We start from the raw sequence: 22,529 nt of genomic DNA, 5'->3' as shown, positions 1-22,529 counted from the left end.
GCAAACGGCAATAGCGAAACCTATGGAGCCGTTTGGGATCCACGAAGCTTCGCGCGATTGCATCTATTCTTTTTGTCAAACACCCATTCCTTAACAGATGACCAACTCTTTTTTCGATTGTTCCAGAAAAAAATCGATACATTTTTGAACGGAAGGATTATTGGAATGGTACTTTTTAAAAATAAGCTTGATCTCACGAACAGGCGTTGGATCTACTAGACGAATCATTCTCAATTGCGCACCAAAAAAGCTTCCGACTAAAGAAACAGGGACAATAGCTACCCCCAACTTTTGCAGGACTATAAAAAGCAGAATGGCCGTGGAAGTTGACTCAAACTTGGATTGCAAGGATTTGGCGAGCTTAGCGCTGAATGAATGAAGCTGCTCGATTATACTTACATCCTTAACATATAAGGGAAATTCTAACTCTTCCAGCTCTTGAAAAAAAACAGTGGTTCGATCTGCCCATGGATGATCCGCATACACGACCAATGCTTGTTCTTCTTTATACAGATGCATCGTATGAATTTCTTTGTTTGGTTCATGGTTATCGGTAATGCCAATGTCGATCCTACTATCCAATAATTGCTGTGATGGATTTTCTGCACTGGCAAATTTTAAAGCAATATCAGGATACTGCTGTTGGAATGTCAAAAAACGGGGTATTATACTAAAACAGTCTATGGACGAGATGCCGATCGAAAGTTTATTCGCCCGAACATTGCGTAACGCGTAAGTTTCTTCCTTTGATTCTTCAATTAGCCTTTTCACGGAAAGAGCTTTTTCGTAAAGGATTTCCCCGGCGGCTGAAATCTTGACCCCTCTACCAACTCTCTCAAACAAAGGGGTTCCCACTTCTCCCTCTAGAAAGCGGATCTGTTGACTTAAAGTAGGCTGTGAAATCATTAAAACATCTGCAGCCTTAGTAAAGCTTCCCTCCTTGCATATTTCAATGAAACATTCTAATTGCCTGAACATGAAAGATTCACCTCAAACTCACTCCTATTTATTAATTGTGTAATACGATCATCCGGTTTCTCCAATTCTTACATAGGTATCCATCTCTTGCTTAAATAGGCGTACAGCGGGCCTCATAGGAACGGACTTAAGATATACAAGAGATATATCCCAACAAGGAGCCTGGCCTTCCAGTTTAACAACACGCAAAGAATCGTCCCTTAGACTTTGGAGCGAAGATGACGGTAAAAGAGCTGCTCCAAGTCCATGCCGAACCCATTGAATCAATACGGAAGTGGAGGACGTTTCGATGATCGACTTCAAGGTAAACCCGCAAGAGAAACCATATACTTCAATTAAGGATTTGTTTTGTTCTGGAAACATGATCGAATTCATTTGCTTCAAGGATCGAAAAGGAATCGAAGCTTTATCGGCCAAAGGATGTTCGGAGTGAATCAATAGCGCCATTTCTTGTCTATACAAATGAGTCGAAATGACCGAAGCATCAGAAATCGGGTTTGCCGTGATACCAATGTCTACCTTTTGCTCCAAAACTTGATTCTCGGCATCCTCTGCATCGATAATTTTCAATAAAATATTCGGGTACTTTTGGTGAAACCTCATGAAGTAAGGAGCCAGATATTCAAGTTCAGCAGGACAACATCCAATCGTAATGGTTTCTCTGGATGTATGGTTTCGGCCATATATTTCATTGCGCGCCTCTTCAAGAAGATTCATAATCGCGTTGCCCTTGTTCAAGAGAATTTTTCCCGCTTCCGTTATCTCAACCCCTCGACTGACCCGATCGAACAAGGGGATATTATACTCATCTTCCAAAACGCGAATTTGCTGACTTAGTGTAGGCTGGGTCACTCCTAATTCTTCTTTGGCTTTGGTCAAACTTCCCGATTTGCATATTTGTATAAAATATTCAAGCTGGCGCAATTCCATAGTTTACCCTCGCCTTCGTTTTATTTAGGGATTGATTGATCGTTCAAGAAATCTCAATAGGTGATTGCTGTACATGTAAACATTATAAGAAGGAACCGGTCATTTAATATATCCGCTAGATTTCAGGTGAAGGTTGCTGGATTTTAGGGTTGAAGAAAAAATCATTCCGGCGAACAACAAATAACCCCGGTATAAAACAATACGGGTTTGGTTTCAGTTTACCGCGGATTAGCCTTCTACGTCCCTTCTGCTTCTCAATGCCTTCTAAGCTGCTAGTTTCACTTTTTCGAGCATTATCATTCTACCAACGTATTGTTCCATGCTCTTTAATATTACCGATCTTTATTCAAATCAATCAAAAGTGATGAAAAAATTCACGAAGTAAGCTTACTTCGTGAATTTTCTCCTGCTGATCGATTAATTTCAATGTCCCTCGCTGCCGCCGAACATCGTATAGGCATAAATTACGCCAGCGCCGTAAGCGCCGCCATGTTGCTTAGCAATTTCTAACACAGCATCGTAAGTCTCTGGACGAGCCCAGTCACGTTGATATTCAAGAAGAACCGATTGCCAAGTAACCGGGATCGCACCTGCTTGAATCATACGCTCAACGGACATATTATGCGCCTCTACCGTTGTCCCAGCTGAAGCGTCTGTTACAATGTAAACTTCGTAACCGTCCCTAATGGCCGACAATGCGGGGAAAGCCAGGCATACTTCTGTCCACAATGCAGCCATAACCAGCTTTTTGCGGCCCGTCTTTTTGACGGCAGCTAAAAAGTTTTCGTCTTCCCACGAATTCATACTTGTCCGATCGATAGGTTGTTGATCGGGAAAAACTTCTTGAACCTGGGGATGGAGCGGACCCGAAAAGGAATTAGCCGCAACGGTAGTTAAGATGATGGGCGCATTGAATACTTTTGCCGTTTTTGCCAATCCCACCGTATTATTGATAACGGTTTGCCTATCGGCACTTTGCACGCCGAATAGCATTTGTGGTTGATGGTCAATCAGGATGATGGCAGAATTATCTGCGGTAAGCAAATCCGTTTTGTCATTAAACATGTAGAATCCCAACTTTCTTTTATTAGTTTTACGACGGCATTCGAAACAAGTGGTTATTCAGTTCGTCGTATGTCCTTATAGTATTGAAACCGAAATATAGGGATCAATTCTATTTTTTCTATACGTTCTATAGGTTGAAGCTATGAGATCGTTCCATTACATCGTATAAGTACTCCCTATACGTTATATAGAGAAAACCATATTGTTAGAGACTTCGTTTTGCCAATAGAATTAGTCCAAGATCTTATTAAGAAAGGAGGCATATTTATGTGGTCTGTATTATTAGCCTTGGTTACTGGACTCGCTATCGGGATTGTTTTTCAGACCCTCCGTATACCGTCTCCCGCCCCACCAATGTTGGGATTGATCGGTCTATTCGGTATGTTTTTAGGACAACGACTTATCCCGTGGGTTAAATTACTGTTCAATCATAGTTGAATCAGGCTAGGCTAGAAAAACCAAAGGAAGTCTGCGCGGCTCTCGACAATTCCATCCGCAAAAAAATTCAAAGGAGCTGCCGTATAGGAGCTCCTCCATTATCGTTTCCATTCGTTCTTTCCTTTGCCGAAAACCAGCCGGTGATCTCGCATAGCTTATGGCCTAACTCTAATCCTTAAAGCACACATATGCCTCGTATTCGGCTCTGCAGTCAATATCGCACAGTAAAGCCGCTTCCTGATGCTCCACCGTAATGCCCGTCATTCCGTGCAAAATTGGCTTCGCTCCGCTGTCGCCCTTCAATCGTAACAGATCCGGGAACGCTTCTCTGGAGAACAGCATCGGCGGGCTTAACACGTTGCCGGATGCGGATGCAACGTAGCGCAGCCCCTCATCGCTTTCCAACCCGGCGTTAAATCGGTCGAGGAGTTGGTTTAACATCTCCGCCGTGATCAGCGGCTGGTCGGCTAGCAAAATCATCGCCCCCCCGCGCCTTAAAGCGAGCCCTGAAGAACGAAGGGGCTCGCTTGTGGCTTTTTGCAATGCAACTGTACAAATATAACGTTGTCGGATAACGCTATTCGTCGAAATCCAACCCATTGTGGAAAAATAACATTACGGCATCACCCTATTACCCCTTTGACCTACTCTGTTTTGCCCAACCGTAAAAATAACGCTGTCGCAGATCGCTATTATTTCGGATTGGGTCATATCGGGATGAATAGCGTTGTACTATCACCTTATCCGTATCACACTTCCAAGTTTTTATTGATGGGGGAAGCTATGTTGTTCATCCTATCCCTCTTTCACATGAATATGGGGATCAGAAGGATGATGGCGATAAGGAAATCCAAAACCGCACAAAACTCCGCATACCCCCGCAACACCATCTTTCCGTTTCGAAAGTGGACCATGTCCCATATCGCATGACCCAGATACCCGGCTGCAAGCAGAATAAGGCTGGTATCTCTATCTACGAACAAAGCTACCAGCGCGATAACTCCAAAAAAGAGCAATGCCGTCATTTGAATCAATATCGGCCGGATGCCCCGAAGGTGTCCGCGGATGGCGCCTGATATCGGGTAGACAAGCGCTGCGAGGAAAAGGATCATGGACATGGGATCCGCTGAAGCAGGAAGCCCGGTGGCGGCTATTACCAACGCTACAAGTGAGGGCCAACGCTTCTTCACCCACTCTGTAATTCTAACATTGGACTCCAGTCCGGATCTCCCTTTCTTAGCGGCATCTTCTCTTTCACTCAACTCCATCTTCACCACTCCTTCATGTTTTGTCGCACATCAAAAATAGCACAACGCGGCTATTTTTATCGTCTACCCGGAGTTGATTTTCGTTAAACGTCTATATCGATCGATAGAGGAGGAAAGCCGGTACATTTGATATAATGTGGAAAACCGTTTGAAATCGAAGGTACACAAAATGAATAAACCAAGGTTTAAGTCTTTTGGTGCTCTTGGCGCGCATATCCTCTTCATCCTGCTGTTTTTCCTTTTGATTTACCCTGAGCGACCCATTACCGATTTCCCTGTTCATCTCGTTCATATCGTCTTTATGGCCGGTTACATCTTCATGATCGCCCTTCCCCCGTCAAGGTGGAATGGAACAAGGTATATTGTGGCCCTAGTCGCCATTGTGAGCGTGTCAGCCTTGATCCGTTCCTTTTATCCCGACTACCCGGATCACAGAATATTGTGGCCAATGCTATATGTGCTCGCTGTGGGGGAAAAGAAGTGGCGCCAAATAACCGGGATCCTTGCTATAGTTACGCTTTTCATCATTTTTTTCATGATGATTGTCGACGGATTTTCCTATGGCGCGCTTTTAGCGGCAATCCTTTTGTACGTGACCCTCCATTATCAAAGTCTGCTTCGCGAGGCCCATCGGACGAATGAACGACAGTTCGAGCAATTAAGTGCAGCCTATAGCGAATTGCAGCAATATTCCATCCAAGCTATGGGGTATGCAGCGCTGACGGAACGAACAAGACTGGCGCGAGACATTCATGACGGGCTTGGACATCAGCTAACCTCGCTCATTATTCAGTTGCAAGCCTTGAGGTTGATGATTCCCCAAGATCCCATTGCCGCAGCACACAGCGTAGACGAGCTTCTGAAGGTCGCCCGCAAAGGGATGGAGGAAATACGGCTTGCTGTCAAGGAATGGTCGGAAGATGAAACAGGTCTCGGGCCTATCGCGCTGAAAGGGCTGGTTTCCCAAACCGAGGCGAATTCCCTCTTACGTATCGATTACCAAGAAGCCGGTCCCCTTAGCGAGTGGTCGGTTGAATCCAGCGTCATCCTCTACAGGATCTTGCAAGAAGCGTTAACGAACATTCTTAAGCACGCAGAGGCGAACCACGTTAGCATTTTGCTGAAAGAGGAAGAAGAACATGTGAAGCTGACGATCGTCGATGACGGACAGTTCAGCGGGGAAAACGCATTGAATTTCGGATTTGGCTTAAGCGGAATGATGGAAAGATGCAAATCGGCTGGCGGAAGTCTCACATTCAGTTCAAATGCTCCAACCGGGTTAAGGATAGAAGCGGTCATTCCCTTGAATATGTAGCCGGGGATGGCAGAGAAGGAGATTATGCATGGAAACCGGGAAAAAGATACGAATCGTCCTTGCGGATGACCAGCCTTTCATTCGCAATGGCCTGCGTTACATAATAGACGTCCAGTCCGATATGAAAGTGGTTGGCGAGGCATCCACGGGCGAAGAAGCGATTGACGTAACGTTAGCCACCGTTCCGGATCTTGTATTGATGGATATTCGCATGCCGGACAGCACGGGAATTATGGCCACTAAATCGATCGTCGAATCGCTGCCCGATGTCAAAGTCATTCTCTTAACCACATTCGATGTCGAACAATACGTATTTGATGGGATTCGTGCAGGGGCTGCAGGTTATATTTTGAAGGATACCGATATGGATGAAATGCTGAGCGGCATACGAGCCATATCCCGCGGAGCAACGCTCTTCAACAGCACCACAGCCAAACGGGCACTGGGCCAAATCTTAAGTCCGAGTAAGGATGAGCCTGGGGCCATGGACAACGAACGCTTTCATGATACATTGACAGAGCGTGAAACCGAAGTTTTGCAGCTGCTCGCTTACGGGAAGCGGAATCATGAAATTGCTACGATTTTATGCATTTCCGAAGGCACAACTAAAACGCATATTCACCATATCATTCAAAAATTGGGGGCTTATGATCGCACGCAGGCCGTGGTCATAGGAATAAGAATGAAACTTGTGAAGTAACGGCTGAGAAAACTCATTAAAAGAAGAGCCGCACCTGCCGAAACAGGAAGCGGCCCTTTCCAGTCGCTAGACGCCCTTGCTCAAACACTTCGCGAGCAGATTGCGAGTTATCTGCTGTACACGGCGGTCCGGGCCTTGCACGCGGCCGATATCGCCCATCGCCGGGATGTGCCCGGGCGGGCTGCTCAACCCCTCGGCCCACCAGATCGTCCCCGCGTTGAACACCCAGTTGCCCCGCGGCCCCGGATAGAGGACGGCGGCATGCCGGCCGTCGCCCTTCGGCCGAACCCCGAAGCCCCGAACCGGGTCTTCGGACTGCTGCCCGGCGAGATCGCTGCGGGCCAGCACCTCCAGGCCCCGGATCGCCTTGAACGGCTCGCCGTGATACTCCCAGCCGATCAGCCCCGGGATGCGGTCCCCCGCCTGCATCCCGGTCCCTTCGAACACCCAGTGATCCGGCTGCACGCAGGTCCAATCGCCATAGCCGGGCCCGAAGCTGCTCGCGCCCATAAGCTCCTGCTCGTCCTGGAAATACCTGCGTCGGGCAAAGGAGCGGAACGGCTCGCCTTCCTTCCGGGTATAAGGGAGGATCTCGTGGTACATCGTATTGCCCGACAGGAACAGCAGGCTCACCCCCGCGTCGCGAGCGCGGCTCACGTTGTCATACATTTCCCGGGTCCAATACTCGTCATGGCCGACCGAGATGAACACTTCGCACGACAGCAGCAAGTCCGGATCGTGGTGCGTATCCAGGTTCGAGCAGTACGTCACCTCGTAGCCCTCGGCCTCCAGCCAGTAGGCGAGCGGGAACTCCCATAGCAGGAACTCCCCAGATCCGCAGGAGAGCGGCGCGTCGACGATTTGGCAATACTTGGCGTAGGGCCGGTCGAAGCTGACCCGCACCTTGTCGCCGGTGTACCACATATCGGGCGTACCGTCGTCGTAGATCGAGTTGGCGCCGGGCCACTTGTTGTATGCCTGCCAGGTCAAGTCGCTCACCTGCACGAGCACTTGCGCCCTGCGCCGCGACTTGACGACGAAGACGATGTAGCTCTGTGCATGCGGAGCCGTCCCCTTGGTCAGCTTGGCCAAGTACACGCCGCTCGCCCAATCGTCCGGGATCGTGAGCGTCACAGCCGGCTCCCAGTCGCATTCGCGCAGCCGCTCGATCGTCTCCATCGGCATCGGCTGCCGTCGGCCCTCGAACGTACCGAGGTGCAGGAGATGGCGTCCCCCCAAGCCGTCATAGTAGCCCATGCGATAAATATCAATCTCGAAGCCGGCCTCCGGCTGGACGCTGACCATTAGCTCCAGGGTGTCCCCCGGGTACACGCTGGTACGGGAGGCGTAACCCTCGATCGTGGAGGAGCGCAGCCCACGAATAATCGGACTTGCTTGCATGTGGCCGGGATAATCGAACTGGAACCGCGTCAGCTGCCAGTCCAGCGTCCCCGGCAATCGGTTCTCGGCTTGGGTTTGACGCTGCATGCCTCGTGTCTCCTTTCGCTTTTCACATTTCACATTAGCACATCGCACATTGCACATTGCACATCGCACATCGCACATCGCACATTTCAGCCAACATTGGTAGTAAGGTTTACATAGTAACTTCGACAGAGGAAGGACGCTTCCCTCCTCTTCCTTCTCCGCTTCGGCCGAAAATCTTCCGCTAATCGTTGCTGATGCTCGACGCCCGAATGTCCGAGAGCGTCAGGGCCGGCGGCGCCTCGCGCACGACCACTTCCCGCCGCTCGCCCGGCAGCAGGTCGAAGTACTCGTCGTCCAGCCGCAGCGTCTCCGGCAGGTTGAAGTGCACCGCGTGCGCGAACCGGTCGCTCCGCACCGTGAAGCGCACGGTCCCGTCCGCCTCGCGCCGGAAGTCCGCGAGCGCGAGCGCCCCCGCCGCCACCCGCTGGCGGCGGAACTCGCCTGCTCGCAGCGTCGCGGGCAGGGGCAGCGCCGGCGCCTCGGCGCCGGCCGGCTGCGCGCGGCCCGCGGCGCGCGCGAAGTGCACGCCGCCCGCCCCGTCGGCGGCGGCGGCGCTCTTGCGGAACCGGTACACGGTTCCGCGGGACCGCGGCGCCAGCGCGACTTCGGCGCGGCGCACATCGTGCTCGCCGCTGCCGTCGTAGGCGGCGAAGCCGGTCTCGAGCGTGAAGCGGAGCTCCCGCTCGGCTTCGTTCACGGCGACGACGATCACCTCGTCGCCCTCCTCCCGCAGGATGAGCGCCTGCGGGGCCAGTGCGCGCTTCACGTAGTAGTACGCGAGCTTACGCGTGAGCAGGTAGTCGACGATCGTCCAGCCCGTCTCGCCCCAGCAATCGTTGAACATCCAGAACAGGGCGCCGGCGCAGCCCGGCTTGGCCCGCAGCGCTTCCAGCGAATAGCCGAGCATCAAGCCTTGGCACAACCCGGCGTACAGCAAATACGCCTCGACTCCAAGCCCTTCCGGATCGACATAATGCTTGCCGATGCCGGCGCGCACCGTATCCTTCTCGAACGTATTGTTGTGCAGCTCCCAGATCGGGCCGAGCAGGTCGATCTCATGCCCGCCGTGATAGCTCGCCACGGTGGATCGCCGGCAGGGGCCGATATAACCGTACTCGGAAACGAACTTGGCCGTGACCTTGTCGTACTCCTCCGGAGTAATCCGCTTCTCCATCTCCTTGTTCATCATGCAGTCGTGCCAGTGATGCCGGTCGCCCTGGTCGTTCCCGTTCGGGTGCTCGCCGCCGTACGGAGAGCTGTTCCAATACGGGACGTCCGGGCAGTTGCGGTCGACGATCCGCGGTAGAATCTCGTTGTAGCAGATCGCGCCGCCGTAAGTCTCGCCGTGCTCCTGCAGGTTCCACCAGCCCTTGAACCCCCAATGGTTCTCGTTGTTCCCGCACCAGAGCACGATCGAGCTGTGGTTGCGCAGCCGCCGCGTCTGGTAGTCGGCTTCGCGCTCCACCTCCTGGCGGAACCATTCGAGATGATCCGGATATTTGGCGCAGGCGAACATGAAGTCTTGCCATACCAGCAGCCCGTATTCGTCGCATTTGGCATAGAAAAAGTCCCGCTCGTACAAGCCCCCTCCCCACACGCGCAGCATGTTGAAGTTCGCCTCGCGCGCTTCCTGCAGCAAACGGTCGTATCGCTCCTCCGTTACCCGAGCGTAGATGGAATCGGCCGGAATCCAGTTCGCGCCCTTGCAGAACACCGGTACGCCGTTCACCTCAAATGTAAATTGTCGCTCCCCATCCTTCAGCTTCGACGTATTCAGCCGCAGGGTGCGAATGCCGAAGCGGAAGGCCGGGTACTCCACCGTAATGCCACCCTCCTCCCTGAGCGCGGCCCGAATCGTATACAACGGCGCTTCGCCCATCCCGTTCGGCCACCATACCCGGGCCTGCGGTACTTCGACACGAAGCCGGATCGGATACAGCCCGGAACGAAGCGATACATCTTGGACCGCACGAACGGCTGCTTCCAACGTCCCGCCAGGCCCTGTAATCTCGATCTCCACCACCGCTTCCCGCGTGGCAAAAGCGTGCAGGTTGTGCGCTTCTACGGTAAGCTCGAGCAGCGCACGTCCCCCCTCCTCCGCCGACACCGTCACCGCCTGCACATCGCCGATCCGGATCCGATGCGCGTACTCGATCGAGACGTCGCCCATGATGCCGATTGATGCAACCCGAGGTGCCCAGTCCCAGCCGTAGACGTACTGCGGCTTGCGCACCATCACCCGGCGCTCGTCGCCGCGTACTCTCTGTACGTCCGACGACGTCTTGGTCACGGATTCCCACGTCGTCTCCACATCCAGCCGGCTCACCCGCTCCAGCCCCGATGTGACCCGTACGACGAGCAGGTTCAGCCCGATGTGCAGCTCTTTGCCAATCTCCCGCACGAACGGATAGAATGTGCTCCGATGATGCCCCAGGCGCCGCCCGTTCAGCCAAATGTCCGCCTCCGCGTCCAGCGACTCCAATGTCAAAATCGCCTGATCGTGTGCCGCCTCGTCCGCCGTCACCTCGAATTCCCGCCGGAACCACCAAGCTTTCTGCTCCACCCATTCGCTCGCGAAGCACTGATCCGCCGTCAGCGGCTCCGGGATGACGCCGTCCCGCAGGAGGGGCATCCGGACGTCGCAAGGCAGCGGCGTCGCCGCGATCCAGCCGTCCTCCCGCCTCATCACGTCCCGATAGTCGGCGGACAGCAAGTCGCCTTTCAATTCCCAATTCTCGTTCAGCCGTTGCTTCATGTCCGCGCACTCCTGTCTTTTACTTGTAGAGTTATGATCATGCGCTTACACTTTGACATCCGGGTCCCGTTTTCCTCCACGTTGCATACAAAAAGCCGTCCCTATCGTCGGAACGGCTCTGGTCTTATTAACTCTCTGCACTTACAGGCGGATTGTGGATTTTGTCCTCTTCGTTATCCCGGATCACTTTTTGCAGCACCAGGCACGACACGATGAGGAACGCCGCCGCAATGGCATAATACCCTTTAACGTAGAACGGTTCTTCCAGCGTATAGAGTCCAATGTATTCGAACAGAATGGAGAGAATGAACCCTCCCCAAGACATGAAGGTGAAGGCCGAGGTGTTTCGGCGCCGATGAGTCGGGTTAGATAATTGCAGGAACTCATCTTCGTCGTTGTCCCGGATGACTTTCTGCAAAACGAACGCTGACACTATGATCAATACACCTGTCACCGCATAATAACCCTGGACGGACAAAGGCTGCTTCAGGGTGTAAACGCCTACGAACTCGAACCCGCAGGCTAAGACGAACGCCGCCCATGCCATGAATGTAAACGTAGGGGTGTTCCGTCTTCGGTAGAATGAATTGCGCTGAACCACATTCGGTTCCATCAAGCTCCTCCTGTCCATGTGACCCGTAAAATATCCAAAACTGGATAAAGTATAGCATGGTGAAGGAAATTTTTTCAATTGTATCTTTTAGCGCGGAATGTCCATTCTCACTCTTACTCCAGCAGCGATTTCTCATAGATCGTATAGTCGCAGCGGTACACGAACAAATATTTGCCGTCGATGATGAAGCCGGTGCTCTTGTCGATGTCGGTCGCGAAGTAGCTGACGCTGTTGCCGGAATAGGTGGCGAGCGGCTTGCCGGATTGCGAACGGATGAGGATGATCATCTCCTTGCCGGTCGTCAAGTTCTGCATGCCATTCACGATCCGGTTGATGAACGGCACCGAACGGTCGTTGTTCGAGATCGAATTCGTCTTCGCATACTCGGCGACCAGATCGGTGAGCCCTTTCTCGGCCAAAATCAGCGAGCTGCCCACGTGGGTCATCACTTTGCCGCCAACGGTGAAGCTAAGGACGCCCGATTTTTGCACCGTCTTGCCCTCGCTGTCCTTGATGGCGAATTTGTCGTCCGCCCCGATGTCGATCGACTTGCCGGCGATGCGGTCAATGAGGTTGCTGTCTTCATCGTACGTCTGAATGACGGCGTCGCGGCCCTGGAAGGCGCTCTTCAGCTTGCCGAAATCGTTGGTGAACATGTTGCAGCTCGTCAGCACGAGCAGGGACGCAAGCGCGGACAGAATGAGGAATGCCTTAGCCGCTCGCTTCGTTATAAGGGATAAGATCATCTAAGATGCCTCCTAAAAAGTTTTACAAGTTCGTTACATTGCGCTAATACAGGCATAAACATGACTCTCTATGCTTATACTAAATCATCCGGGCATTCTACTAGGAAGGAGGTGACTCTAGCATGTACTACGAAGAAGACCGCGAACCGTTCGAAGAACGCAAGGAAGAACCGGCGGACAAAGGCGGCCAGGACTAATCGCCGCTTTTGCCTATATCCCCTACCCCACGAAAACCGTTCAAACGCAGAGCGGTTTCTTTGCCATGATCCAGTGTATGATAAAAACCAAAAACGCCGCAACGGACCCTGGTCCAGTTACGACGTCCTTCTTAAGAACGGCCAATCTCTAGTAGGATGATTTAATAGACTCAGCCCGTCCTGCGCTTGCGTTTTTTCCTCGGTTAGTTACCCTTGATGCTGGGCGATCAGCTCCATCTTCAGCTTCCATGCCTTCGTGCTCAGGTTCACCCGGTACGTTTCCGGATGCAGCTTGCGGAGGTACTCGGGCCAGAACTGGGTCAGCTGCTGCCGATGGTGCTCCCGAATTTGATCGAGTGCAGGCAAGGAGTAGACGAGTGCTCCCTTGTCGAAAATCGGCTTCAGCAGCGGCACGGCCTCGTAGTCCTCCACATACTTGTGGATATACGGGTGCACCGGATCAAAAAGCTTCAGCCGCTCCTTCCGCTCGACATCCTCATCGTCCACTAAGGTGATATAGTCCGCCTCGGCTTTGCCGGTCCCCCGATTGATAATGCGGAACATCTTCTTGAAGCCCGGATTCGACACCTTCTCCGGGTTGCCCGATACTTTGATGACCGGGGCGTACTGCCCGTTCTCCTCCCTCGCCACCAGCTTGTACACGCCGCCTAGCGCCGGCTGGTCCGCTGCTGTGATGAGCTGGGTGCCGACGCCCCACACATCGATCTTCGCACCCTGCGCCTTCAGGTTCAGGATGATGTTCTCGTCGAGGTCGTTCGAGGCGACGATCTGCACATCCGGGAACCCGGCCTCGTCCAGCATGATCCGCGCCTGCTGGGACAAGTACGCCAAGTCGCCGCTGTCGAGCCGGATCGCGTTCATCCGCTTCCCTTGACGCTTCAGCTCGCCTGCAATCTTGATCGCATTGGGTACGCCGCTCTTCAGCGTATTGTACGTGTCGACGAGCAGCGTGACCTGATTCGGCAGCGCTTCGGCGAACCGGCGGAACGCCTCCTCCTCCGTCGCATGGCCCTGCACCCACGAATGGGCGTGCGTGCCCTTGGCCGGGATGCCGAACAGCATGCCCGAGCGCATATTCGATGTGGCGTGGAAGCCGGCGATATACGCCGCCCGCGCTCCCCAGACGGCAGCGTCGGCTTCCTGGGCGCGCCGCGTCCCGAATTCGAGCAGCACCTCGGTCGGCGCCACCTGCTTGATGCGGGCGGCCTTCGTGGCGACAAGCGTCTGGTAGTTCATGAAGTTCAGCATCGCCGTCTCGATCAGCTGCGCTTCGAACACGCGGGCTTCGACCCGCAGCAGCGGCTCATTGGCGAAGACGAGCGTCCCTTCCTCGACCGAATACAAATTCCCGGTAAACCGGAACCGCCGCAGCTCCTCCAGAAACGCTTCGTCGTATTGCTCCTCCTGCTCCCGCAGATACGCGATCTCGGCGTCGCCGAAGCGCAGGCTCTGGATGTAGCGCACGATCCGCTCCAGGCCGGCGAAGACGACGAAGCCGTTGCCGAACGGCAGCTTGCGGAAGTACGCCTCGAAGACGGCCTTCTCATTCAGCGTGCCGTGTACCCAATGCGCGTACATCATGTTGATCTGGTATTTGTCGGTATGGAGCGTCAAGTTGTCGTAGTTGGCATAGCTCATGCGGATCAGTCCTTCCACCATGTATCGTAGACGGTAACGGGTCCCTTTCGTTTGTGGTCCGTCGCCAAGTACCGGGCTTCGATACGCTGTTTCGTAGCCGCCGGCAGCTCCTTGCCTTCGAGGTAGTCGTCCAGCTCCTCGTAGCTCATCCCGAGGGCGTCTTCATCCGGCAGACCAGGCTTGTTGTCCTCCAGATCGGCGGTCGGCTTTTTCTTGTACAGATGCTCCGGGCAGCGGAGCGCCTGCAGCAGCTGCTTGCCCTGCCGTTTGTCGAGCCCGAACAGAGGAGCCACGTCGCAGGCCCCGTCCCCATGCTTCGTGAAAAAGCCGGTAATCGCTTCCGCCGCATGATCCGTACCGATGACGAGCATCCCGTAGTGCGCGGCCAGGTCGTACTGAACCTTCATCCGTTCCCGCGCTTTTACGTTCCCCTTGAGATAGTCGCTGAGCGACTCGCCTGTCGCAGCCGCGAATTGCTCTACGGAGGCGTCCACGGCGGGTTTGATGTTCACCGCCACGGTGCGGGTAGGCTGGATGAAGCGAAGCGCGTCCTGGCAGTCGTCTTCATCCCGCTGCACGCCGTATGGCAGCCGCACGGCAATGAAGCTGTACGTGCCCTCGCCGGCACCCCGCTCCGCATTCAGCTCATTGACCGCGAGCTGGGCCAGCTTGCCCGCCAAGGTCGAGTCCTGCCCCCCGGATATCCCTAGCACGAAGCCTTTTACACCCGTGTGAACCGCATAAGCTTTTAGAAAATCGACCCTTCGGCGTATTTCCGCTTCCGCATCGATCTGCGGGGCGGCGTGCAGTTCTTCCCTAATGCGCGCTTGCATATTCGTTGTCGCCATGTGAACCCTCTCCTCTACGTTTAGCGTTTATCGGTTGTAGTCGCGAACCAGCTCGGCCCCCAGCGTGTTCCGGAAATGTCCCAGCGCCCAATTATGCCCGTCCGGATTGAAGCTGGCCACCGCGTCTTCATGGATGAAGATCCGAAATCCCCGGTTGTACGCCTCCACCGCCGTGTGCAGCACGCAGATGTCGGTGCATACGCCGACCAGATGCAGCTCCGTAATGCCCCGCTCCCGCAGCTTCAGCTCCAGCTCCGTGCCGCAGAAGGCGCTGTAGCGGGTTTTGTCCATCCAATGAATTTGCGCGGAGTTAGCAACATAGACGTCCTTGAGCTTCCCGTACAGCTCCCGTCCCTCGGTGCCGCGTATGTTGTGCGGCGGGAACAGCCGGCTCTCCGGATGGTGTTCGTCGTTCTCCTCATGCATGTCGACCGCCATGACGACGAAGTCTCCCTGGTCTACGAATTGCTGGGTCAGCGCCGCAATCCGCTCTTCAATATCGATCGCCGGCTGGCCGCAAGGCAACCGGCCGTTCACGAAATCTACCGTGTAATCAATCACCACAAGCGCTCTCATTCATTGTTCCCTCCTGTTCGGATGCTCAACCTATCCGTAAATCGATAGTGCCGGCACATGGCCGGTAAACCGGTATAGCTGCGCGCCCCTCTGGGAGTAGCGGTTCGACCGCTTGGGCTCCCCTTCCCGGGTGAGCACCTTCTCGATGATGCCCTCGCGGCTCTGGGTGGACGTGACTTTGCGGATAAAATTGCGCTCCTCGAACTCAGGCACGACGGTCTGGATCACTTGATACAGCTCGCTGATCGTGAACTCGTCGGGGAGAAATTCCTTGGCGATATCGGTCGCGAGCATCTTCTGCCGCACTCGGACGAGCGCTTCCCTCAGAATCTCGCCGTGATCGAAAGCCAGCTCCATCGCGAGCGCCTCCTCCACCGGGAACAGCCGGACATCGGCTGCATCGTCCGCCGCCCTGCGATGGCGCAGCTCCTGCTCCCGCACAAGGGCGAAAAACGCGTGCGAGATCATCCACCCCCGGGGATCCCGGCCCGGTGCGCTATACACGCCGAAATACTCGATATGGACGTCCGCCACGCCGGTCTCTTCCTCCAGCTCCCGCTCCGCGCAGGCGTGGATCGTCTCCGTCTCGTGTGAGAACCCTCCGGGCAGTGCCCACTGCCCTTCGAACGGCCAGCGCTTCCGCTGGATGAGCAGCACCTGCAGCTCGCGGTCCGGCAGCGCCTTCTTCTTGCCCTTCGCCTCCGTAGTCACGATCGTGAAGATGACGATATCCGTCGGTGCGCCGTCGGGGGTACGGTAACGGCTGGACGTGTAGTTGGCCGCATTCTCCGGTTCTTCTGCCGGTACGTAATCTGGTTCGTGCGCCGGTTCGTGCTCCGGTTCGGCCGGTTCGCGGCCGTGCGGTTCCTTCATTTGCATCACCTGCCAAGATTTCATGGATTCATTTTGATATTATCATTATGACATTATTGACGACAATGTCAATCCCTCTCAACGCTGAGAAAAACCTCTGGAGCAGATCACTCCAGAAATCCTTGGCGCAGGCATTCAGTTTGACGCGCGGAGAGGGCAGGCAGAGGGGTTCCGACCGCTTGCCCAAAAGCTTGTGCTTTGGAGCGGAATGGGCTAAGGATAGAACAAGATTTCAAGGGCGGACGCTACGCTTCTCCACTCCCTCTGCCTGCCCTCTTTGCCCTTGTTTGCTTATAGCGTTGCGTTCTCTTCGTACGTTCTACTCCCGCTTTCGGCATGAGGGGGAATTTCTCCCCCTTTTCGATGGATAGGCCGCCGGATCGGCTCCATGAAGAGGAATTTCTCCCTCTTTTTCAATCGAAATCCGTCCAATCGGGGCTTTCGCTCGGAAAGAGAGGGAGGTTTTCCCCTTGATGCCGCCGGAAGTCTTAAAATCAGCCCAAGGAGAGGGAGGTTTTCCCTCTCAGGTAAGCGCCAAGCGAGTACAGGCTTCACCCTAATGCCGTTCAGGGGTCGCAGCGGGTCATCGGATTCCGTCACTCCAGGTAGGCGCCCAAAGCCCGAATTGCGGCGGAAATAACTACACGTTTGCAGTTATCGGTGCGGGATCCCATTCTTCCCAGCTCATTTCCCGGTTAATAGGGCTCCTTGTCGCTATACAAGTGAAAGTGCTTCCCGTTAGGATATAAATAAAAAGGCTCCTTAACGGAGCCTCACAGCTTCTCCACATGGAGCGAGGAGATTTTCTTCACTGTATACGTATCGCGGAGCGCTTCCTCGGACAGCACCTGCAACGAGACCATACCCGCGATCTTCGCATTGTCCGCCCGGGAGATCAGCTTCCACACCTCCAGATCCGGCAGCGCCTGCTGCAGCTTGCTGTCGTCATATTCCTTGCGCTCCTGCTGCACCACCTTCACGCGGTAGTGGCCGATCTCCAGCTCGTCTTCCCCGAGCTCTGCACAGTGCGCCAAGATTTCCTGCCTCAGCTCGCCCAGCTCCTGCTCGAGCTCCTTCTGCTTTTGCTTCAGTTTGAAGTACCGGCTTACTTTCAAGTTCTCCATCCGTTCGCCCTCCGTTTTTGTTGCCAATATATGCGCATGCGCCCGGAGGTAGACGTGAGAGACCAGGACATCTATAAAATGCGTCATACGACCCTTGTATGAAGGCCCCACTTTCCGAATATAATGAAGCATCTTCGGTACAAAAAGGAGCGAAATCGCAATGACAGCGGATCCGAATACGGATGCACAAAATAATAAAGTTTACGCCATCCTGGCCTACATCATTTTCTTCATCCCGATGATCGCCGCCAAAGACAGCAAATTCGCCATGTATCACGCGAACCAGGGGCTCACGCTCTTCCTGCTCTACTTGGCCTGTCAGATCGTCTTCCGGATCATCCCGTTCCTAGGGTGGGTGCTGATCCCACTAGCCGGGCTGTTCTGCCTGGCGCTGGCCATTATCGGCATCATCAACGCGGCGAACGGCGAGATGAAGCCGCTTCCGCTCATCGGGCAGTACACGCTGCTCATGTAAGCGAAATGCTGAAAACCTCCACTCCCTACACTGGTCTAGACCGGTATGGGGTGGGGGGTTTTTTCGTTACCTTCGCCAAATAGACAAATCGGGATAACCGTAAAGCAGAAAATCTACCTTGAATCTTCAGCCCAACCCGGTACAATTAAAGTTGTCAATGCATGCTTGTATCATATTTGTGGAGGGATTCAGGATGGGCAAGATTAAAGTTGCGATTATCGGATGCGGTACGATTGCGAACGCCGCACATATTAAAGCCTACATGGCTAACCCGAACGCGGAAATCAAATACTTCTGCGACATCATCAAAGAGAGAGCGGAAAAAGCGGTGAAAGAATACGGCTGCGGCGAAGCGATCGAAGACTACCGCGTTGCCTTGAACGATCCGGAGATCGAAGCGGTCTCCATCTGTACGCCGAACAATGTGCACGCCTCGATCGCCATCGACAGCCTGCGCGCGGGCAAAAACGTGCTCTGCGAGAAGCCCGCAGCCCGCACGTACGCCGAAGCGCTTGAGATGCAAAAGGTGCAGCACGAAACGGGCAAGGTACTCAACATCGGCGTCGTCAACCGTTTCAACACGGGCGTCAACCGGATCCGCAACATGATCCAAAACGGCGAGCTCGGCGAAATTTATCACGTCTACGTCAGCTTCCGCTCGCACCGCTCGATCCCGGGACTCGGCGGCGCCTTCACGACGAAGTCGATTGCGGGCGGCGGCGCCTTGATCGACTGGGGCGTTCACTTCCTCGACGTCGTCATGTACTGTACGGGCGACCCTCAGCCGAAGACCGTAACCGGCCAAGCCTACAGCAAGCTGGGCCAAGACATGGAGAACTACACGTACGTCAGCATGTGGGCAGGACCTCCGAACTACAAAGGCACGTATGACGTGGACGACTTCGTGACCGCGATGATCCGCACCGAAGGCCCGACCATTTCGGTCAACGGGGCTTGGGCTCAAAATATCGGCGTGAACGAAATGTACATCGACTTCCTGGGCGATAAAGCGGGCGTCCGGCTGCAGTACGGCAAAGAGTTCACCGTCTACAGCGCGAAGGACGGAGCCTTGCTCGAGACAACGCCGAAATACACGTCGACCGACATGTTCCAGAACGAAATCGACGGCTTCCTGGACTGCATTCGCACCGGCGAGAAGCTCCCGTCCCATATTGATACGGTCATCCTGTCGTCCCAGATCATTCAAGCGATTTACGACTCGTCGGACAGCCGTTCGGAAATTACTTTGTAATCCTTAAGAAACCCAACAAAGTGTGAAAAAGAGAAGTTGGACCCGAGCGCAGGGGGTCCCTTCTCTTTTTTGCCGTCTGTGGGTACAATGAAAAGCGTGGACGCGGGAAGTCGATGCGTTCTCGAGACCAGGCCCTAAGCGGCGGATAGAAGTGTGGAATCGCATGATGGATCAACACAAAGCGGGACGCCATTTTCATTTCGATAACATCCTCGCCAAGGGCGAGTCGACGTTCGGAGGCATCGATCTGTATCAGATCGGGGAAATTTGCTGCGAATCCGGGTATCAAATTCTCCCGCACGAGCAGTCGTGTCTGGAGTTAAGCTACATCGTGTCGGGCAGCGGACATTTCATCGTCGGCGATACGCGTCTGCGCGTTTCCGAAGGGGAGCTGATCTTCAACGGGGTGAGGCACACGCATGCGATCGAAACCGACACTTCCGGTGTGCTGCGATTCGTTTATATGGGGTTTATGTTCAATGACATGAAGGACGAGGCTTTTGGGGAAATCGAAGCTTTCTTTCAGTCCGCGCCCTATTTCCATTCCAAGGATCCGTACAACCTGATGATTCCGTTTTTCCGCAACATCGATGAGTTTTATTCGCAGAAGCCGTTGTCGCGCGTAATGATCAAAAACTATCTCGAAGAAATTATCGTCCTCTCCTACCGGACTTTCACGGAGAAGAACGGGAAAGTGCCGCGCTACGCCCCGCAGCAATCGCCGAATTCCGTCGGCCATACGGTCTATTCCATTATCCGCTACGTGGACAACCATCTCTTCGAGCTGAAGAACATCAAGACGATCGCCGAAGATCTAGGCTACAGCTATACTTACATCTCGCATACATTCAAAGAAAAGACCGGTATGACGCTCCAGCGGTACATCAACCACAAGAAGATCGAGAAAGCGCTCGAGATGCTCAAATACGGCCATCTGTCCATCAAGCAAGTGGCCGAGCGCCTCCATTACGAGACGCTCCCCTCGTTCAGCAAAGCGTTCACGCGCGTTATGGGCTATCCGCCTTCGCAGTATGTCGCCCGGCAGCGCGAGGCGAATCAATCGGAGTGAAGGACTCGCCGAGCCGGACACATCGCGATTCATTCCACATAGATCATCTTGCGCGTCATCCCGCCGTCTACCGTTAGCGACGTCCCGGTGACGAAGTCGTTCGCCGGATCGGTGAAGTACAGGCAGGCCCGTGCGATATCGTCCGGCGTCCCGACCCGTCCGGCCGGGTGCTGGGCGTGATCCTCCTCGCGGAGGGCGCTGTAGTCGCCGGTCTCGATCCATCCCGGGCAGATCGCGTTCACCGTGATACGATCCGGACCGAGCGACACCGCGAGCGCATGCGTCAGCGATAGGATGCCGCCCTTCGAGGCCGCGTACGCCTCGGAGTTCGGCTCCGACATGACCGCGCGCGTCGAAGCGATATTCACGATGAAGCCGCCCTGTGCTCGCATGAGCTTGGCCGCCTCGCGAGCGCACAGGAACGAGCCGCGCACGTTCGTGTTCATCACGTAGTCCCATTCTTCGACGGTCAACGTATAGGGAGATTTCCAGCACCCGAGCCCCGCGTTGTTGATCCAGACGTCCAGCCGCCCGGGCTCGTCCCGGAGGCGCTCGAACAGAGCGTCGATCTCGCCCGGCACGCTCAAATCCGTCTGATGCAGGTACACCGCGCCCGCCCCAGCTGAAGATGGACCTGCAGCCTCATTCATGCCGAGCGCAGCCTCCGTTAGCTTGAGCGCCTCTGCATCACGGTCCACCAACACCAACGCAGCCCCGTACGCCGCATAATGCCGGGCCAGCACACGACCGATCCCGCCGCCGGCCCCGGTGATGCCGACTACTTTCCCTTGATAGGCATTAAGCGTCATTGGAAATCCCCCCTCGGCCCGAAGCCGGAAAAGAAATATGAAAGCTCGTTCCGACCCCGACCTTGCTCTCGACTTTTATTTTACCCAGCATATTCTTAATGATGTTAAAAGAGACGAGCGTGCCGAGCCCCGTGCCCTTGTCCTTCGTGGAGAAATACGGCGTCCCGAGCCGGCTGACCTCTTCGTTCGTCATCCCCGCCCCCGTATCGCAGATCAGAAGCAGCACTTCCTTCCCCTCCCGCTTCGCCCTCAAGTCGAGCATGCCGCCCTGCTCCATCGCCTCTATTCCGTTCTTCCCGATGTTGAGCATGCTCTGCCGCAGCCGCTGGCGGTCGCCGGACACGAATAGCCCCGGCTCCGTCTCCACCCTCAGCTCCACTCCCTTCAGGTTGGCATAAGAGGTGAGCACCGTGCTGACGTAGCTCACTTCCTCGGCGAGGTCGATCTTCTCGATCAAGTCCGGATGCGGGCGCGCGAGCGACAAATAATCGTTGATGATTTGCTGGGCCCGGTCCAGCTCCTCCAGGCAAATATGGCCATACAGCTTCTTCTTGTCCGCCGACAGCCCCTCCGTCTCGTATAGCAACTGGATGAAGCCGCGCACCGATGTAAGCGGGTTGCGGATCTCGTGGGCGACGGAGGCTGAGATGACACTGGCCACTTTGATTTTCTCCGTGTCGAGCAGTTCCTGCTTGAGCTGCATGTTTTTCTGGATCGCCTCGATCGTGTAGACGGCCAGCGCCATGAACAGGCACTCCATGAGATAGAACATGTAATGGAAGTGTCCAAGGCAATCCGGGTCGAAGATGGAGAACAGCAGGACCGCACACAGCTTCGAGCCGAAGGCAAGCACGATGTTGCTGGCGATCCGGCTGAACAGGCGCATCGTCTTGTATTCCCTGCCCGAGAGGAGTGCGATTCCGAAGAGGAGCGTATCCCCGATGTAGGTGAGATATTGCCCGTCTCCGCCCAGCAAGAGACGTCCGGCCAGCGTCGAGAGGAACACGGCCCCGGACACGAGCGGATTGCTGTAATAGCAGGCGAGGAGCAGCCCCGTACTGTGCATGTTCGTGAGGAAGCCGTCCTCGTTGTTCACCGAGAAGATCATGCAGAGCCAGATCGGGGGCGTGAAAATGAAAAAAAGCAGCAGGTTGCGGAAGGCGGACTTGGCCTTCAGCCGATCCTGATGCACGAACTGGTAGAAGATAAGCGGAAACAGGATGAAGAAGAGATTGAGCAGCAACAATTCGACTTTAAAATCTTCCAGCATCGATGTCCCACCTATTCCCAAAAAAGGTTAGCGCTACTCCTATAGTTACGCTACACGCCTCCAAATTCCTTCCTGGACGCA

At 54.7% G+C, this 22,529-nt stretch carries 21 protein-coding genes and 2 pseudogenes; 6 read left to right on the top strand and 17 right to left on the bottom strand.

The window, feature by feature from the left end; all coding sequences use genetic code 11:
• Positions 1–90: 90 nt before the first annotated feature.
• The 3 genes from ACI5FR_RS25790 to ACI5FR_RS25780 form a co-directional block, all read right to left on the bottom strand.
• Complete coding sequence (locus ACI5FR_RS25790) at positions 91–978, bottom strand: LysR family transcriptional regulator (RefSeq protein WP_405459787.1); 888 nt, start codon at positions 976–978, stop codon at positions 91–93.
• A gap of 48 nt (positions 979–1,026) precedes the next feature.
• Positions 1,027–1,908, bottom strand: coding sequence for a LysR family transcriptional regulator (locus tag ACI5FR_RS25785; RefSeq protein ID WP_405459784.1), 882 nt, complete (start codon positions 1,906–1,908; stop codon positions 1,027–1,029).
• Positions 1,909–2,331: 423 nt separating this feature from the next.
• Positions 2,332–2,973, bottom strand: coding sequence for a hydrolase (locus ACI5FR_RS25780; protein WP_405459781.1), 642 nt, complete (start codon positions 2,971–2,973; stop codon positions 2,332–2,334).
• A gap of 267 nt (positions 2,974–3,240) precedes the next feature.
• Between ACI5FR_RS25780 and ACI5FR_RS25775 the strand changes: the two genes are divergently transcribed.
• Complete coding sequence (locus ACI5FR_RS25775; protein WP_405459778.1) at positions 3,241–3,411, top strand: XapX domain-containing protein; 171 nt, start codon at positions 3,241–3,243, stop codon at positions 3,409–3,411.
• Positions 3,412–3,579: 168 nt separating this feature from the next.
• Here ACI5FR_RS25775 and ACI5FR_RS25770 read toward each other — a convergent pair whose 3' ends face one another.
• Together ACI5FR_RS25770 and ACI5FR_RS25765 are read right to left on the bottom strand one after the other, a co-directional pair.
• The gene (locus ACI5FR_RS25770) at positions 3,580–4,011 is read right to left on the bottom strand and encodes an NTP transferase domain-containing protein (protein ID WP_405459776.1); all 432 of its coding nucleotides are present in this window, start codon (positions 4,009–4,011) and stop codon (positions 3,580–3,582) included.
• A gap of 206 nt (positions 4,012–4,217) precedes the next feature.
• Positions 4,218–4,679: a hypothetical protein gene (locus ACI5FR_RS25765; RefSeq protein ID WP_405459774.1), complete on the bottom strand. Its 462-nt coding sequence runs from the start codon at positions 4,677–4,679 to the stop codon at positions 4,218–4,220.
• Positions 4,680–4,848: 169 nt separating this feature from the next.
• Here ACI5FR_RS25765 and ACI5FR_RS25760 point away from each other — a divergent pair, with 169 nt between their 5' ends.
• Positions 4,849–5,994 carry a sensor histidine kinase gene (locus ACI5FR_RS25760; RefSeq protein ID WP_405459772.1) on the top strand — a complete coding sequence of 382 codons (1,146 nt, stop codon included), beginning with the start codon at positions 4,849–4,851 and terminating at the stop codon, positions 5,992–5,994.
• 28 nt (positions 5,995–6,022) lie between these two features.
• On the top strand, positions 6,023–6,694 hold the full coding sequence (locus ACI5FR_RS25755; RefSeq protein ID WP_405459769.1) for a response regulator transcription factor: 672 nt from the start codon (positions 6,023–6,025) through the stop codon (positions 6,692–6,694).
• A 66-nt stretch (positions 6,695–6,760) separates the two neighbouring features.
• On the opposite strand, the gene ACI5FR_RS25750 is transcribed toward ACI5FR_RS25755, so the two are convergent.
• From ACI5FR_RS25750 to ACI5FR_RS25705, 10 genes and pseudogenes are all read right to left on the bottom strand, one after another.
• Positions 6,761–8,182, bottom strand: coding sequence for a N,N-dimethylformamidase beta subunit family domain-containing protein (locus ACI5FR_RS25750; RefSeq protein WP_405459767.1), 1,422 nt, complete (start codon positions 8,180–8,182; stop codon positions 6,761–6,763).
• A gap of 181 nt (positions 8,183–8,363) precedes the next feature.
• Positions 8,364–10,937 carry a glycoside hydrolase family 2 protein gene (locus ACI5FR_RS25745; RefSeq protein ID WP_405459765.1) on the bottom strand — a complete coding sequence of 858 codons (2,574 nt, stop codon included), beginning with the start codon at positions 10,935–10,937 and terminating at the stop codon, positions 8,364–8,366.
• A gap of 127 nt (positions 10,938–11,064) precedes the next feature.
• A pseudogene (locus ACI5FR_RS25740) lies at positions 11,065–11,259 on the bottom strand (YiaA/YiaB family inner membrane protein); the annotation flags it as partial.
• A gap of 63 nt (positions 11,260–11,322) precedes the next feature.
• A pseudogene (locus ACI5FR_RS25735) lies at positions 11,323–11,550 on the bottom strand (YiaA/YiaB family inner membrane protein); the annotation flags it as partial.
• A gap of 113 nt (positions 11,551–11,663) precedes the next feature.
• Positions 11,664–12,296, bottom strand: coding sequence for a DUF5052 family protein (locus ACI5FR_RS25730; RefSeq protein WP_405459763.1), 633 nt, complete (start codon positions 12,294–12,296; stop codon positions 11,664–11,666).
• Between the two features lie 404 nt (positions 12,297–12,700).
• A complete protein-coding gene (locus ACI5FR_RS25725; RefSeq protein ID WP_405459761.1) occupies positions 12,701–14,152 on the bottom strand; it encodes a nicotinate phosphoribosyltransferase in 1,452 nt (483 codons plus the stop codon).
• 5 nt (positions 14,153–14,157) lie between these two features.
• Positions 14,158–15,000 (bottom strand): ammonia-dependent NAD(+) synthetase, encoded by an 843-nt coding sequence (gene nadE / locus ACI5FR_RS25720; protein WP_405459759.1) that lies wholly within the window; start codon positions 14,998–15,000, stop codon positions 14,158–14,160.
• Positions 15,001–15,027: 27 nt separating this feature from the next.
• Positions 15,028–15,576: a cysteine hydrolase family protein gene (locus tag ACI5FR_RS25715; RefSeq protein WP_405459757.1), complete on the bottom strand. Its 549-nt coding sequence runs from the start codon at positions 15,574–15,576 to the stop codon at positions 15,028–15,030.
• Between the two features lie 30 nt (positions 15,577–15,606).
• On the bottom strand, positions 15,607–16,449 hold the full coding sequence (locus ACI5FR_RS25710) for an NUDIX domain-containing protein (protein ID WP_405459754.1): 843 nt from the start codon (positions 16,447–16,449) through the stop codon (positions 15,607–15,609).
• Positions 16,450–17,222: 773 nt separating this feature from the next.
• On the bottom strand, positions 17,223–17,573 hold the full coding sequence (locus tag ACI5FR_RS25705; protein WP_405459752.1) for a hypothetical protein: 351 nt from the start codon (positions 17,571–17,573) through the stop codon (positions 17,223–17,225).
• Between the two features lie 160 nt (positions 17,574–17,733).
• Between ACI5FR_RS25705 and ACI5FR_RS25700 the strand changes: the two genes are divergently transcribed.
• From ACI5FR_RS25700 to ACI5FR_RS25690, 3 genes are all read left to right on the top strand, one after another.
• Positions 17,734–18,048: a DUF4870 domain-containing protein gene (locus tag ACI5FR_RS25700; RefSeq protein ID WP_405459750.1), complete on the top strand. Its 315-nt coding sequence runs from the start codon at positions 17,734–17,736 to the stop codon at positions 18,046–18,048.
• A gap of 193 nt (positions 18,049–18,241) precedes the next feature.
• A complete protein-coding gene (locus tag ACI5FR_RS25695; protein ID WP_405459748.1) occupies positions 18,242–19,300 on the top strand; it encodes a Gfo/Idh/MocA family protein in 1,059 nt (352 codons plus the stop codon).
• A 163-nt stretch (positions 19,301–19,463) separates the two neighbouring features.
• A complete protein-coding gene (locus tag ACI5FR_RS25690; RefSeq protein ID WP_405459745.1) occupies positions 19,464–20,369 on the top strand; it encodes a helix-turn-helix domain-containing protein in 906 nt (301 codons plus the stop codon).
• Between the two features lie 29 nt (positions 20,370–20,398).
• On the opposite strand, the gene ACI5FR_RS25685 is transcribed toward ACI5FR_RS25690, so the two are convergent.
• The gene (locus tag ACI5FR_RS25685; RefSeq protein ID WP_405459743.1) at positions 20,399–21,178 is read right to left on the bottom strand and encodes an SDR family NAD(P)-dependent oxidoreductase; all 780 of its coding nucleotides are present in this window, start codon (positions 21,176–21,178) and stop codon (positions 20,399–20,401) included.
• Positions 21,168–22,448: an ATP-binding protein gene (locus ACI5FR_RS25680; protein WP_405459741.1), complete on the bottom strand. Its 1,281-nt coding sequence runs from the start codon at positions 22,446–22,448 to the stop codon at positions 21,168–21,170. Before ACI5FR_RS25680 ends, ACI5FR_RS25685 begins: the two co-directional genes overlap by 11 nt.
• Between the last annotated feature and the right edge of the window lie 81 nt (positions 22,449–22,529).

This window comes from Paenibacillus sp. HJGM_3, assembly GCF_045062745.1.
In the GTDB taxonomy this organism is placed as follows: domain Bacteria; phylum Bacillota; class Bacilli; order Paenibacillales; family NBRC-103111; genus Paenibacillus_AA.
Note: the sequence above shows the minus strand (reverse complement) of the source record. Positions and strands in the feature narration are given on the sequence as shown.